The organism is Nocardia sp. CA-145437, from assembly GCF_050956485.1.
Classification (GTDB): domain Bacteria; phylum Actinomycetota; class Actinomycetes; order Mycobacteriales; family Mycobacteriaceae; genus Nocardia.
In genome coordinates this window covers 6,529,648-6,546,184 of the sequence record NZ_CP191204.1, presented here as the reverse complement: position 1 = coordinate 6,546,184, position 16,537 = coordinate 6,529,648, and the positions used below count along the sequence as shown (strand labels likewise).

1 protein-coding gene (cut by a window edge) is annotated in these 16,537 nt (G+C 70.7%); it reads left to right on the top strand.

What is annotated here, in order from left to right:
* Nucleotides 1-16,537, top strand: the 3' end of a protein-coding gene (locus tag ACQPYY_RS30440) for a non-ribosomal peptide synthase/polyketide synthase (RefSeq protein ID WP_433591904.1). It extends 27,761 nt beyond the left edge of the window; only the last 16,537 of its 44,298 coding nucleotides appear in the window; its start codon lies beyond the left edge, outside the window; it ends in the stop codon at nt 16,535-16,537.

Genomic DNA, 16,537 nt, shown 5'->3' with positions numbered 1-16,537 from the left:
CGACACGGATGCGCTGCTGGCCGCCGTCGGCGACGTGCTCGAGCGCCACGAGGTGCTGCGCACGGTCTACCCGGAGAACGCCGAAGGCCGTGGCGTGCAGGTGATCCTGCCCGCCGACCAGGTCCGCCTCGATTCGGCCGCCGACGCCGGAATCCACGGCGGCGGCACCGGGCTCGGCGCGATCGACGTGGCCGAGGCCGACCTGCGCGAGCGGATCGCCGAACTGGTGCTCACCGGCTTCGACGTCACCGCCGCCGCGCCGGTGCGCGCCGGACTGTTCCGGGTCCCGGATGCCGGAGTGCCCACGCACGTCCTGGTTTTCGTGGTCCACCACATCTCCGGCGACGGCTGGTCGGTGCGCCCGCTGGCCCGCGACGTCATGCTCGCCTACGCCGCGCGCGCCAATGGCGAAGCGCCGCAGTGGGCTCCGCTGCTCGTCCAGTACGCCGACTTCGCGCTCTGGCAGCGCGAGACCCTCGGCTCCGAGGACGACGCCGACTCGCTGATCTCGCAGCAGGTGGCCTACTGGAGCAACGACCTGGCGGGCCTGCCCGACCAGATCGACCTGCCCTCCGACCGCCCGCGCCCGGCCGTGGCCTCCAATGCCGGTGGCGTGCACGAGTTCGCCATCGACGCCGAGCTGCTGGCCGGACTCGAGGCCCTGGCGCGCCAGCACGGCGCCTCGCTGTTCATGGTCGTGCACGCGGCCTTCGCGGCCCTGCTGGCCCGGCTGTCCGGCGGCGACGACATCGCCATCGGCACCGCGGTCGCCGGTCGCGGTGAGCAGGTGCTCGACGACGCCATCGGCATGTTCGTCAACACCCTGGTGCTGCGCACCGGCGTCGACTCGGGGGAGAAGTTCACCGAGCTGCTGGCCCGCACCAAGGACAGCGACCTGGCCGCCTTCGGCCACGCCGACCTGCCGTTCGAGCGCCTGGTGGAGATCCTCAACCCGGCCCGCTCGCAGGCCCGCCACCCGCTGTTCCAGGTCATGCTGTCGTTCCAGAACACCGGTGAGGCGACCTTCGCCCTGCCGGGCCTGGAAGTGGCCGGCGTGCCGCTGGACGTGGTCACCGCCAAGTTCGACCTGCACCTCAACCTGACCGAGCGTCCCGGCAGCGACGGCATGATCGCCGAATTCGCCTACGCCACCGACATGTTCGACGCGGCCACCATCGCCGGGTTCGGTGAGCGCCTGGTGCGCTTGCTGTCGGCCGTGGTCGCCGAGCCGACCGCGCTGGTCGGCGACATCGAGCTGCTGAACGCGGCCGAGCGCCGCCAGGTGCTGCGGTCCTGGAACGCCACCGAATACGACGTCAAGCGCGTCGCCTTGGGCGGCAAGAAGATCGTCGCAGAGGTCACCCTCGCGTCGATGTTCGAGAACCAGGCCAAGAACACTCCGAATCTCACCGCCTTGGTGTTCGAGGGGACGAGTCTGTCCTACGGTGAGTTCGCGGGCCGCGTGCACAAGCTGGCCCGCCACCTCATCGCCGAGGGCGTCGGCCCGGATTCCTATGTGGCCCTGGGCATGCGCCGCTCCTTCGACCTGCTGATCGGCATGTACGCCGTCACGGTCGCCGGTGGCGCGTACGTGCCGCTGGACCCCGACCACCCGGCCGAGCGCAACCAGTACGTGCTCGACACCGCACAGCCGGTGTGCGTGCTCAGCACCGCGCGCGACGAGTTCGAAACCACCACGCGCGCACTGCTGATCGACGAGCTGGACCTGTCCGGCTACTCCGACGCTCCGATCACCGACGCCGACCGCATCGCCCCGCTGCGCGGTGACGACGTCGCGTACGTGATCTTCACGTCGGGTTCGACCGGCCGCCCGAAGGGTGTGGCCGTGAGCCACACCGCCATCGTCAACCGCCTGGTCTGGATGCAGACCGAGTACGGCCTGTTCGACGACGACGTGGTGCTGCAGAAGACCCCGGCCACCTTCGACGTGTCGGTGTGGGAGTTCTTCTGGCCCTTGCAGATCGGCGCGTCGCTGGTCATCGCCAAGCCGGACGGCCACCGCGATCCCGGCTACCTGGCCGACCTGATCACCGAGACCGGTGTCACCACCGCGCACTTCGTGCCGTCGATGATGTCGGTGTTCGTGGCCACCCTGGCCGGCCAGGAATTGGATACCGAGAAGGCCTCCGCACGTAGTTCGCTGCATCAGGTCTTCGCCTCGGGTGAGGCGCTGCCCGCGCCGACCGCGCAGAAGCTGCGCGAGCTCACCGGGGCCCGCCTGCACAACCTGTACGGCCCGACCGAAGCGGCCGTCGACGTCACCTACCACGAGGTGGACGACGCCGACACGCTGTCGGTGCCGATCGGCGCGCCGGTCTTCAACACCCGGGTGTACGTGCTGGATTCGCGTCTGCACCCGGTCGCGCCGGGCGTCGCGGGTGAGCTGTACCTCGCGGGCGTGCAGCTGGCGCGCGGCTACGTCGCCCGCCCCGAGCTGACCGCCGACCGCTTCGTCGCGGACCCGTTCCACGACGGCGAGCGCATGTACCGCACCGGCGACCTGGTGAAGTGGACGCCGCGCGGCGAGCTGGAATACCTGGGCCGCACCGACTTCCAGGTGAAGCTGCGCGGTCTGCGCATCGAGCTCGGCGAGATCGAGGCCGCGCTCACCGCCATCGACTCCATCGCCCAGTCCGTGGTGGTGGTCCGCGCCGACGACCGCCTCGGCGAGCAGCTGGTCGGCTACGTCATCCCCACCACCGGCCACACCGTCGACCTCGACGCCGTGCGCGCCGAACTGCAGGACGGCCTGCCCGGCTACATGGTCCCGGCCGCCTTCGTGGTGCTGGACGCCTTCCCGCTCAACGCCTCCGGCAAGCTGGATCGCAAGCAGCTGCCCGCGCCGGTGTTCGAGGCCAAGGTCTTCCGCGCGCCGTCCACCCCGATCGAGGAGATCGTGGCGGGCACCTTCTCCGACGTCCTGGGCGTCGGACGGGTCGGCGTCGACGACGACTTCTTCGAACTCGGCGGCAACTCGCTGATCGCCACCCAGGTCACCGCCCGCCTCGGCGCGGCCCTGGACACCCAACTGGCCGTGCGCGATCTGTTCGAGGCGTCCACGGTCGCGGCGCTGGCCGCGCGGGTGGAACGCAATGCCGGTTCGGGCCGGCGCCCGAGCCTGGTCGCGGGGGAACGGCCCGCGCACCTGCCGCTGTCGCCGGCGCAGCAGCGCTACTGGTTCCTCAACCAGTTCGACACCAGCACTTCGGCGGTCGACAACATTCCGCTCGCGGTCCGCTTCACCGGTGCGCTCGACCTGTACGCCATGAAGCAGGCCATCGGCGATGTGATCGCCCGCCACGAGGTGCTGCGGACCGTGTACCCGCGGTCGGCCGAGGGCCCGCACCAGGTGATCCTGGCCGCCGCGCAGACCGATCTGACCTTGGTGCCGGAGCCGGTGACCGAGGCCGAACTGCTCGGCAAGATCATCGAATTCGCCATGACCACCTTCGACGTGACCGTCGAGGTGCCGCTGGCGGTCAAGATGTTCGAGATCACCGACAGTGAGACCACCCAGCATGTGCTGGCCTTCACCGTCCACCACGTCTCCGCCGACGGCTCCTCCATGGGCCCGATGGCGCGCGACATCATGGCCGCCTACGTGGCCCGGGTGAACGGCGATGTGCCGCAGTGGCAGCCGCTGCCGGTGCAGTACGCCGACTACGCGCTGTGGCAGCGCGAGGTGCTCGGCCGCGAGGACGACGCCGAATCGCTGGCCGCCCAGCAGGTCTCGTACTGGACTCGCGCGCTGGCCGAGCTGCCGGACCAGCTGGAGCTGCCCACCGACCGGCCGCGTCCCCCGGCGCAGTCGTTCCACGGCAAGGCGCTGCGCTTCGACATCGACGCCGAACGCCACGCCAAGCTGCACGAACTGGCCCGCGCCAACAACGCCTCGCTGTTCATGGTCGTGCACGCCGCCCTCGCGGTGCTGCTCGCCCGCCTGTCGGGCACCGACGACATCGCGGTCGGCACCCCGATCGCGGGCCGCGGTGAACGCGAACTCGACGACCTGATCGGCATGTTCGTGAACACCCTGGTGTTCCGCACCCAGGTCGACGGCAACGCGAGCTTCGCCGACCTGCTCTCCGAGGTCCGCGAACGCGACCTGGAGGCCTTCGCCAACGCCGACGTGCCGTTCGAGCGCCTCGTCGAGGTGCTCAACCCGGTCCGCTCCACCGCGCGCAACCCGCTGTTCCAGGTGGGCCTCTCGTTCCAGAACCTGGCCGAGACCGCCTTCGAACTGCCGGGCCTGCACGTGGCCGCGGTCGAATTCGACTCGCAGCTGGCCAAGACCGACCTGCACGTCACGCTGTACGACCGCTACACCGAGGACGGCACCCCGGCCGAGATCCTCACCGAATTCGGTTACGCCGTCGACCTGTTCGACGAATCGACCGTGCGCGCGTTCGCCGACCGGTTCGTGCGGGTGCTGGACGCCATCCTGGCCGACACCACCGTCGCCGTCGGCGACATCGACCTGCTCGACGAGGACGAGAACACCCGGATCCTGCGCCGGTGGAACAACACCGCGCAGGATGTGAACGCGGTGTTCGACGGCGGCTCCGAGGCCACTCTGGTCTCGCTGCTCGACCGTGCGGTGGCCGACGACGCGAAGGCCGTGGCCATCGTCGCCGACACCGCGGACGGTGTGGAGAACCTCACCTACGCCGAACTCGACACGCGGGTGAACCAGCTGGCCCGTGAGCTCATCGCGCGCGGCATCGGCACCGAAGACCGGGTGGCCCTGGCCATTCGACGGTCCACCGACCTGGTCGTCGCCATGTACGCGGTCGCCAAGGCCGGCGCCGCCTACGTGCCGATCGATCCGGATCAGCCCGCCGAGCGCGTCGGCTACGTCCTGGAGACGGCCGCGCCGAAGGCCGTACTCACCACGGCCGCGGTCGGTTTCGAGACCGAGCTGGCCGAGGTGCTGCGCATCGACGAGCTGGACCTGTCCGCCCATTCGGCCAAGCCGATCGCCGACTCCGACCGGGTGCGGATGCTGACCGCCGCCAACACGGCGTACGTCATCTTCACCTCCGGTTCCACCGGCCGCCCCAAGGGTGTGGCGCTGCCGCACGGCGCGGTCGTGAACCAGCTGCTGTGGAAGGTCACCGAATTCGGCCTCGACCCGGCCGACGCGGTGCTGCTCAAGACCGCCGCCACCTTCGACCTCTCGGTCTGGGAGTTCTGGTCCGCCGCGGCCTGCGGTGGCCGCCTGGTCATCGCCGCGCCCGACGGGCACAAGGATCCGGCGTACCTGAACGAGCTCATGGCCCGCGAATGGGTGACCACCCTGCACGTGGTGCCGTCCATGCTGGACGCGCTGCTCACCGACGGGCTGCCGGACTCGCTGTGGCGCATCCTGGCCATCGGTGAGGCGCTGCCCGGCCCGCTGGCGCAGCGCGTGCTGCGGGAGCGTCCGCGCACCGAGCTGTTCAACCTGTACGGCCCGACCGAGGCCGCGGTGTCCATCACCAACCACCGGGTCACCGAACGCGACGAGCTGTCGGTGTCCATCGGCTCGCCCGAATGGAACTCCCAGGTGTTCGTGCTGGATTCGCGTCTGCGGCCGGTGCCGGTGGGCGTCTCCGGCGAGCTGTACCTGGCCGGTACCCAGCTGGCGCGCGGCTACTTCGGCCGCCCGGACCTCACCGCGGACCGCTTCGTGGCGAACCCGTTCGCTGACAACGGTTCCCGCATGTACCGCACCGGTGACCTGGTGGCCTGGCAGGCGAACGGCGAACTCGAGTACCGGGGCCGCACCGACTTCCAGGTGAAGATCCGCGGCTTCCGCATCGAGCTCGGCGATATCGAATCCGCGCTGCTGCGCCTGGATTCCATCGCCTCCGCCGCCGTGGTCGCGCACACCGACCCGGTGCTCGGCGACCGTTTGGTGGCCTACGTGGTCGGCGCCGACGGCGATCCGGACAAGCAGGCGCTCCAGTCGGCGCTGGCCGCCGAGCTGCCGTCGTACATGATCCCGTCGGTCTTCATGCCGCTGAACGCGTTGCCGCTCAACGCCAACGGCAAGCTGGACCGCAAGGAACTGCCCGAGCCCACCTTCGAGAAGGCGGTCTTCCGCGCCCCCGTCAGCCCGATCGAGCAGATCGTGGCGGGCGTGTTCGCGGAGGTGCTGCGCGTCGAATCCGGCCGTATCGGCCTGGACGACGACTTCTTCCAGTGGGGCGGCAACTCGCTGCTGGCCACCCAGGTCGCCGCGCGCCTCGGCGAGGCGCTCAACACCCGGGTGCCGGTGCGACTGCTGTTCGAGGCGTCCACGGTGGCCGCGCTCGCGGCCCGCGTGGAACGCGACGCCGGGGCCGGTGGCCGCAAGGCGCTGACCGCCGCACCGCGACCGGAGAACATCCCGCTGTCGCTGGCCCAGCAGCGCATGTGGTTCCTCAACCGCTTCGACACCGCCTCGGCGGCCTACAACGTGCCGGTCGCGGTGCGCCTGTCCGGCGCGCTCGACGAGGACGCGCTGCGCGCCGCCATCGCGGATGTGGTTGCCCGCCACGAGATCCTGCGCACCATCTACCCGCAGACCGAGCAGGGTCCGGTGCAGGTCATCCTGCCGCCGGCGCAGGCCGTGCCCGAGCTCGCGGTGCGCACCGTGACGACCGACGAGGTCGTCGGCGCGGTGGTGGAGCTGACCTCCACCAGCTTCGACGTCACCGTCGAGGTGCCGATCAAGGTGGCGCTGTTCAGGATCGAGGATGACGCGGCGGCTCCGGTCGTCGAGTCCGAGGCGGCCGCGCACGCGGCGGCCTACACCTTCGACTTCGCCGACATCGCCCCGACCGGCCAGTACCCGGCCGTGGACCCGAACGCCCCGGTGAGCGCGGAATACGTACTCGCCCTGGTCATTCACCACATCTCCGGTGACGGCTCCTCGGTGGCCCCGCTGACCCGCGACCTGATGACCGCGTACGCGGCGCGCTCCCTCGAGCAGGATCCGGGCTGGACCCCGCTCGCGGTGCAGTACGCGGACTACTCCATCTGGCAGCGCGAACTGCTCGGTGACGAGAACGACGCGGACTCGCTGGCCGCCAAGCAGGTCGCCTACTGGCAGCAGGCGCTGGCCGGGCTGCCCGACCAGCTGGACCTGCCGGCCGACCGGCCGCGTCCGGCGGTGCAGTCCTTCGCCGGTGGCAAGATCGACATCCGCATCGACGCCGAATTGCACTCGGGGCTGGTCGATCTGGCCCGCGCCGAGGGCGCGACGCTGTTCATGGTCGTGCACACCGCGCTCGCCGTGCTGCTCGCGCGTCTGTCGGGCTCCAGCGACATCGCCATCGGTACGCCGATGGCCGGACGTGGCGAGGCCGTCCTCGACGACCTCATCGGCATGTTCGTCAACACCCTGGTGTTCCGCACCGAGGTCGACGGCGGCGAACCGTTCGACGCCCTGCTGGCGCGGCAGCGCGAGACCGACATCCAGGCCTACGCCAATGCGGACGTGCCGTTCGAGCGCCTCGTCGAGGTGCTCAACCCGGCCCGCTCCACCGCGCGGCACCCGCTGTTCCAGGTGGGTCTGTCCTTCCAGAACCTGACCCGCTCCACCCTGGAACTCCCGGGCCTGAGCGTGTCCGGTCTGGACGTGGACACCGAGCTGTCGCAGTTCGACCTGCACCTGATCGTCTCCGACCTGTACGGCGACGACGGCGCGGCCGACGGCATCACCGGCATCCTGACCTACGCGACGGACATCTTCGACCGGGAGACCGTGGTCGGCTTCGCCGATCGCTTCGTGGCCCTGCTGCGCGAGATCGTGGCCGCGCCGCGGATCGCGGTCGGCGAGATCGAGATCCTGGCCGCCGCCGAGCGGGCCGAGATCCTGGACCGCCGCAATGACACCGCGCACCAGGTCGATGCGAGCGCGACGCTGGCGTCGATGCTCGCCGCGACCGTGGCGGCCAAGCCGACCGCCATCGCCCTCATCGGCCCCGACGGCGAGACGCTGACCTACGGCGAACTCGGCGCGCGGGTCAACGGCCTCGCCAGGCACCTGATTTCGATGGGCGTCGGCCCGGAGGCGCGGGTCGCGCTGGCGTTGCGGCGCTCGATCGACCTGATCGTGGCCATGTACGCGGTCTCGGTCGCCGGTGGCGCTTACGTGCCGGTCGACCCCGACCAGCCCGCCGAGCGGACCGGGTACATCCTGGAAACCGCCGCGCCCGTGTGCGTGCTGACCAATGCCGCGGCCGAGTTCTCGACCGATATCGCGCCGCTGGTGCGGATGGACGAGCTGACGCTGTCCGGTGCGAACCTCGCTCCGGTCACCGACGCCGAGCGGGTCGCCCCGCTGCGTCCGGACCACACCGCCTACGTCATCTTCACGTCCGGTTCGACCGGCCGCCCGAAGGGCGTGGCGCTGCCGCACGCGGCCATCGCCAACCAGTTGCAGTGGAAGAGCGCGGAATTCGGGCTCGGCCCGGACGACGCGGTGCTGCTCAAGACCGCCGCCACCTTCGACCTCTCGGTCTGGGAGTTCTGGTCGGCCGCCGTCACCGGTGGCCGCCTGGTGATCGCCGCGGCCGATGGCCACCGCGATCCGGCGTACCTGAACGAGCTGATGGCGCGCGAGCGGGTCACCACCCTGCACGTGGTGCCGTCCATGCTCGACGCACTGCTCACCGCGGGCGACGGCACCATGAACGACGCGCTGCGCCGGGTGCTGGCCATCGGTGAGGCGCTGCCCGCCGCCGTGGCCCAGCGCTTCCGCGCCGGGAACCCGGATGCCGGGCTGTTCAACCTGTACGGCCCGACCGAGGCCGCGGTGTCCATCACCAGCCACCAGGTCACCGACGCCGACCGGGGTTCGGTGTCCATCGGTGCGCCGGAGTGGAACTCGCGGGTCTACGTGCTCGACGCGCGCCTGAACCCGGTGCCCGACGGCGTGTCCGGTGAGCTCTACCTCGCCGGCGCCCAGCTGGCTCGCGGCTACTTCGCGCGACCGGACCTGACCGCGGATCGCTTCGTGGCCAACCCGTTCGCCGTCGGCGAGCGCATGTACCGCACCGGTGACCTGGTCGCCTGGCAGGCGAACGGCGAACTCGAGTACCGTGGCCGCACCGACTTCCAGGTGAAGATCCGCGGCTTCCGTATCGAGCTCGGCGAGATCGAGGCCGCGCTGCTGGCGTTGCCGGAGATCGCGCAGACCGCGGTGCTGGCCAAGCAGGACGCCAAGACCGGTGACCGCCTGGTCGCCTACCTGGTGCCGTCCGGCTCGGGTGTGGATGTGCCGCTGGTGAAGTCGGCGCTGTCGGCGGGTCTGCCGTCGTACATGGTGCCGTCGGCCTTCGTGGTGCTCGACGCCCTGCCGCTCAATGTGAACGGCAAGCTGGACCGGAAGGCGTTGCCGGAGCCCGAGTTCGAGACCACCGCCTTCCGCGCGCCCTCCACCCCGATCGAGGAGATCGTGGCGGGCGTCATCGCCGAGGTGCTCGGTGTCGAGCGGGTCGGCGCGGACGACGACTTCTTCGCCCTCGGCGGCAACTCGCTGCTCGCCACCCAGGTCGCCGCGCGCATCGGCGCGGCCCTGGACGCGCGGGTGCCGGTGCGCGCCGTGTTCGAGGCGTCGACCGTCGCCGGGCTGGCCGCCAAGGTCGAGCAGCACGCCGGAGCGGGAGATCGCAAGGCGCTCACCGCCGGACCGCGACCGGAGACCGTGCCGCTGTCGCTGGCACAGCAGCGCATGTGGTTCCTCAACCAGTTCGACACCGCGTCGGCCGCGTACAACGTGCCCGTCGCCGTGCGCCTGACCGGCGCGCTGGATGTGGACGCGCTGCGCGAGGCCGTGTCCGACGTGATCGGCCGCCACGAGACGCTGCGCACCATCTACCCGCAGGTCGACGGCGCTGCCGCACAGGTGATCGTGACCGCCGCGCAGGCCATGCCGGATCTGCGTCCGGTCACCGTCACAGCCGAATCGGTGACCGAGCGGATCGCCGCTCTGATCACCACAGGCTTCGACGTCACCACCGAAGTTCCGTTGCACGCCAAGCTGTTCCGGGTCGAGGATGCGCCTGCTGAGTCCGCTGACGGCACCGCCGTCGTCGAGCACGTGCTCGTCTTCGTGACGCACCACATCGCCGCCGACGGCTGGTCCATGGGCCCGCTCACCCGCGACGTCATGGTGGCCTACGCCGCCCGCGCCGCCGGCGTGCAGCCCGGCTGGGCCCCGCTGCCGGTGCAGTACGCGGACTTCTCGATCTGGCAGCGCGAGGTGCTGGGCTCCGAGGACGACGCCACCAGCCTGATCTCGGCCCAGGCCGAATTCTGGCGCACCGCGCTGGCCGACCTGCCCGACGAGCTGAACCTGCCCTCGGATCGCCCGCGCCCCACCGCGCAGACCTTCCGCGGCGGCCGGGTGCTGTTCCCGATCTCCAACGACCTGCACCGCGGCCTGCAGCAGATCGCGCGCACCAACAACGCGACCATGTTCATGGTCGTGCACACCGCCCTCGCGGTGTTCCTGGCGCGTCTGTCCGGCACCAGCGACATCGCAATCGGCGCGCCCATCGCGGGCCGTGGCGAAGCCGAGCTGGACGATCTGATCGGCATGTTCGTCAACACCCTGGTGCTGCGCACCGAGGTGAGCGGCCAGACCGGCTTCACCGAGCTGCTCGCCGCGAACAAGGACAGCGACCTGGCGGCGTTCGCGCACGCCGACATTCCGTTCGAGCGGCTCGTCGAGCTGCTCAACCCGGAACGCTCCACCGCGCGGCACCCGCTGTTCCAGGTGGCGCTGTCGTTCGAGAACCTGCCCGGCGGCTCCTTCGAGCTGCCCGGCCTGAAGGCCGCCGCGGTCGACTTCGAGAACGAGATCGCCAAGTTCGACCTCATGCTCACCCTGACCGAGGCCCCGGCCGACGCGGACGCGGGCATGTACGCCGAATTCGGTTTCGCCCGTGACCTGTTCGACCAGGAGACCGTCGAGGGCTTCGCGGAGCGGTTCGTCCGCCTGCTGTCCGAGATCGTCGCCGCGCCCCGCAAGGCGGTCGGCGACCTGGAGATCCTGGCCGCCGACGAGCGCGCCGACCTGATCGCCCGCACCGGCGGACCGGCCATCGCGCCGCGCACGCTGCCCGAGCTGCTGGCCGACGCCGTCGCCAACAACCCGGTCGGCGAGGCCGTCGCCTTCGACGGCCAGGCCCTGGGCTACGCCGAACTCGACGCGGCCTCCTCGCGTCTGGCGCGGGTGCTCATCGAGCGCGGCGCCGGACCGGAAACCCGTGTCGCCGTGGCCATCCGGCGCTCGTTCGAATCGGTGCTGGCCATCTGGGCCGTCGCCAAGTCGGGCGCGGCGTTCGTGCCGGTCGATCCGTCCTACCCGGCGGACCGCATCGCGCACATGGTCGACGACTCCGGCGCGGTGCTCGGCCTGACCATCGACGCCGAACTCGAGGGGCTGCCGCCGGTCGCCAGCCTGGCGGGCTGGATCTCGCTCGACGACCCGATGGTGCACGCCGAGATCGCCTCGCACTCGGCCGAACCCGTCACCGACGCCGAGCGGTGGGGCGTGGTCCGGCCCGAGCACGTCGCGTACGTGATCTACACCTCCGGCACCACGGGCATGCCCAAGGGCGTCGTGGTGACGCACGCCGGTCTGGCCAACTTCGCCACCGAGCAGATCGTGCGCTACCACCTCGACTCCGGTTCGCGCGCACTGCACTTCGCGTCGCCGTCGTTCGACGCGTCGGTGCTGGAGTACCTGCTCGCCATCGGCGCGGGCGGCACCCTCGTGGTGGTTCCGCCGGGCGTCTACGGCGGCGAGGAGCTCGCCGAGCTGATCAAGCGCGAGCGGGCCACCCACGCGTTCATCACCCCGGCCGCGCTCGCCACCCTCGACCCGAAGGGTCTGGACTCGCTGCGGGTGCTGGTCGCCGGTGGTGAGGCCGTCCCGGCCGATCTGGTCGAGAAGTGGGCGGTGCCCATCGGAGAGGGGGCGCAGCAGAACCGCACGATTCGTGCGTTCCACAACGGTTACGGCCCCACCGAGACCACGATCATGACCAACATCAGCGACGCGCTGGTTCCGGGTGATCTGGTCACCATCGGTGGTCCGATCCGCGGCATGCAGGCGCTGATCCTGGACGCGCGACTGCGGCCGGTGCCGGTCGGCGTCGCCGGTGAGCTGTACCTGTCGGGTATCCAGCTCTCGCGGGGCTACCACGACCGCCCGGGTCTGAGTGCCGAGCGGTTCGTCGCCAACCCGTTCGTGGCGGGCGAGCGCATGTACCGTTCCGGTGACGTGGTCCGCTGGACCCCGGACGGCCTGGTCGAATACGTGGGCCGCAACGACTTCCAGGTGAAGGTCCGCGGTTTCCGTATCGAGCTCGGTGAGATCGACGCGGCGCTGGCCTCGCACGAGACGGTCGACTTCGCGGTCACCGTGGGCCACAAGACCGAGGCGGGGGCCACCATCCTGGCGGCCTACGTGCTCCCGGTCGCGGGCCGCAGCATCGACATTCCGGCGCTGACCGAGCACGTCTCGGGCCGCCTGCCGGAATACATGGTCCCGACCGCCATCACCGTCCTGGACGCCATCCCGCTGACCCCGGTCGGCAAGCTGGATCGCCGGGCGCTGCCCGAGCCGGTGTTCACCGCGCGCGACTTCCGCGCTCCGGTCACCGAACTCGAGGCGACGCTCGCCGAGGTCTTCGCCGACGTGCTCGGCGTGGAACAGGTGGGTGCGGACGACTCGTTCTTCGCCCTCGGCGGCGACTCGATCCTGTCCATCCAGCTGGTCTCGCGGGCCAAGGCGCGCGGCATCAAGTTCTCGCCGCGCGACGTGTTCGAACAGCGGACCGTCGCGGGCCTGGCCGAAGTGGCCACGCTGGGCGACGACACCGCGCAGGAGAAGCTGGCCGAACTGCCCGGCGGTGGGGTCGGCGACATCCCGCTGACGCCGATCATGCACGCCATCCTGTCGAGCGGTTCGTCCTACGAGCGGTTCTCGCAGACCATGCCGCTGCGCCTGCCGGACGGCATCACGCGACCGGTGCTCGTCGGGGCCATCTCGGCCCTGTTCGACCACCACGACGTGCTGCGCTCGCGCCTGCGTGGAAACGCCTCGGACGGGTTCGAATTCGAGGCGCTGCCGCGCGGGGCCGTCGACGTCGACGCGCTGGTGCACCGGGTCGAACTGGCCGCGGACATCTCCGACGAGGAGCTGACCCGCGTCGGCAGCGTCGAATTCGACGCGGCCCTGGGCCGTTTGGATCCGGCGAACGCCGCCATGGTGCAGTTCGTCTGGTTCGCCTTCGCCCCCGAGGGTTCCGACGAGGCGCGCGTCCGCCGCGACGTGCTGCTCATCGTCGCGCACCACATGGTGGTGGACGGCGTCTCCTGGCGCATCCTGATCCCGGACCTGGGTCTGGCCTGGTCGCAGGTGGCCTTCGAGCAGCCGATCGCGCTGCCCGAGACCGGCACCTCGCTGCGCCGCTGGGCGCACGCCCTGGTCGAGGAATCGCGCAGCGAGGCGCGGGTCGCGGAACTGCCGTTCTGGCAGCGGGTCACGGAAACCCCGGACCCGCAGCTGGGTTCGCGGGCCTTCGACCCGAAGGTCGACACCTTCGACACCGTCGAGCGGATCGAGGTCAGCGTTCCGGCCGAGGTCACCGACGCCGTACTCACCGCCGTCCCCGGCCTGTACCGCGGCGGCGTGAACGACGGCCTGCTCTCGGCGCTGGCCATGGCCGTCGCGCGCTGGCGCGGCGAGACCACCGGCGGCTCGGCGCTGATCAAGCTCGAGGGCCACGGCCGTGAAGAGGAGATCGTTCCGGGCGCGGACCTCTCGCGCACGGTCGGCTGGTTCACCGCCGCCTTCCCGGTCCGCCTGGACCTGAACGGCGCGAACCTCGACGACGCGTTCGCGGGTGGAAACGCCCTGGGCGACATCGTGAAATCGGTCAAGGAACAGCTGCTCGCCATGCCCGACAAGGGTCTGGGCTGGGGTCTGCTGCGGCACCTCAACCCCGACACCGCCCCGCAGCTGCGGGACGTCGGCCAGATCAGCTTCAACTACCTGGGCCGCATGTCCGCGGGCGAAGCGCCCGAGGGCATGGCCGAGATCGGCTGGGTGCCGGTCGACGACCTGGGCCGCCTGGACGGCGACATGGACGCCGACATGCCCGCCAACGCCACCCTCGACATCAACGCCATCGTCACCGACGGCGAGGACGGCCCGCAGCTGGGCGCGGCCTTCTCCTACCCGCGCGGCCTGCTGGAGCGCGAGCGGGTGCAGGAGTTCGCCGACCTGTTCGTGGCGGCGCTGACCGCGCTGGCCGCGCACGCCCAGCGGCCGGAGGCGGGCGGTCTCACGCCGTCCGACCTGCCGCTGGTCCGGGTCGCGCAGTCCGACATCGAAGTCTGGGAACGGAACTACCCCGCCCTGGGCGACGTGTGGCCGCTCTCGCCGCTGCAGTCCGGTCTGCTGTTCCACGCGTTGCTCACCCAGAACACGGTGGACGTCTACACCATTCAGACCGTGCTCGACCTGAGCGGTGTGGTGGACGTGGACCGTTTGAAGGTGGCCGCGCAGGCCATCCTCGACCGGTACCCGAGCCTGCGGACCGCGTTCGTCACCGACGCCGACGGTCAGGCCCACCAGGTCGTGCTGGATCGCGTGGAAGCGCCGTTCCAGGTCATCGACCTGACGGATCTGCCCGAGGCCGAACGCAATCCGCGCATGCGGGAGATGATCGAGGCCGATCGCGCCGATCACTTCGATCTGTCCGCGGCGCCGCTCATGCGGTTCACCGTGTTCCGGATCAGCGACGACCTGGTGCACCTGGTCATCACCACCCACCACATCCTGGTGGACGGCTGGTCCATGCCGCTGCTCATGCAGGACCTGCTGGTGCTGTACGCGGTGCGCGGTGACGCGTCGGTGCTGCCCCGGGTGCCGTCGTTCCGGAACTACCTGGCCTGGCTGGCCGGACGGAACCGGGACGAATCGATCGAGGCGTGGAAGCGCGCCCTGGCCGGGGTCAGCGAGCCCACCCAGCTCGCGCCGGCCGCCACCCGCGACGAGAACTACGAGATCGGCCGCTACACCGTCGATATCGACGCCGACCGCACCCGCGCGCTCACCAAGCGCGCCGGGGAACTCGACGTCACGCTGAACACGCTGATCCAGACCTCCTGGGCGGTGCTGATCGGCCGCCTCACCGGGCGCAGCGACGTGGTGTTCGGCGCCACCGTCTCCGGCCGCCCCGGCGACCTGCCGGGCGTCGAAGCCATGGTGGGTCTGTTCATCAACACGGTGCCGGTGCGCATCCGGGTCGACGATCGCCTGACCATCGGCGGGCTGCTGCAGCGCGTCCAGAGCGATCAGGCCGACCTGCTCGAGCACCACCACATCGGGCTCACCGAGATCCTGCAATTGGCCGGCGCCGGAGCGGAATTCGACACCATGATGGCGTTCGAGTCCTACCCGGTGGACAAGGACGCGATCGCGGCCGCCAGCTCCATCGACGGCATGTCGGTCAGTGGTGTCGGTATCAACGACAACACCCACTACCCGATGAGCCTGGTCATCATGGCGGGCGAGACCATCGACATCTCCATGCGCTACCTGGGCAGCCGGTTCACCGCCGACGAGGTCGTCATCCTCGCCGCGCGCTTCAACCGGATCCTGGACGCGCTGGTCGGCGATGCCGACGGCCTGGTCGGTGACATCGACATCCTCGATGCCACCGAACGCGCCCGCATCCTCGCCGAAAGCGCCGTCACCCCGGCCGATTCCGCGGCCGACGCGGCGCGGGTGGGCACGGCGACCGTGGCCAACGTGCTGGCCGAGGTCGTCGAGGAGGACCCGCAGGCGCCCGCCCTGCTGTCCGGCGGCGAGGAGATCGCGTACCACGTCCTGGACCGCCGCAGCTCCCAGCTGGCGCGTCTGCTCATCGACCGCGGCGCGGGCCCCGGCGACGTCGTCGCCGTCGCCCTACCGCACTCGGTCGACGCGGTCGTGGCGGTCTGGGCCATCCAGAAGGCCGGTGCCGCGGCACTGTTCGCCGACACCCTCTCCTTCGGTGACATCCTCGCCGCCGGAGCCGGTTTCGGCATCGCCCTGGAACCCGCCGCCAGCTCGGTCCGCTGGCTGGTCCCCTCGGACCCCAAGGTCCAGGCCGACCTGACCGCCCGCCCGGCGCACCCGGTCTCCTACACCGACCGAGTCCGCCCGCTCTCCGAAACCGACCCGGCCTTCATCTACCGCCACGCCGACACCTGGGCCACCCTCACCCAGTCCGAGGCCCTCGACCGCGCGGCCACCCTGCGCGCCGACCACGAGATCGACTACGAGTCGACCACGTACACCACCGCCTCCACCGGCACCGCGGCCATCGACGAGTTCCTGTCGTCGTCGACCGCGGGCGCGCTCTCGGTCCTCCCCACCGGCGACATCCCCGCCGACCTGGAAGACGGCGAAGTGACCCACTGGTTCACCACCGAGACCGACCCGGCGGGCGAAGCGGGCGACGAAATCCGCGTCATCCCCAGCTAG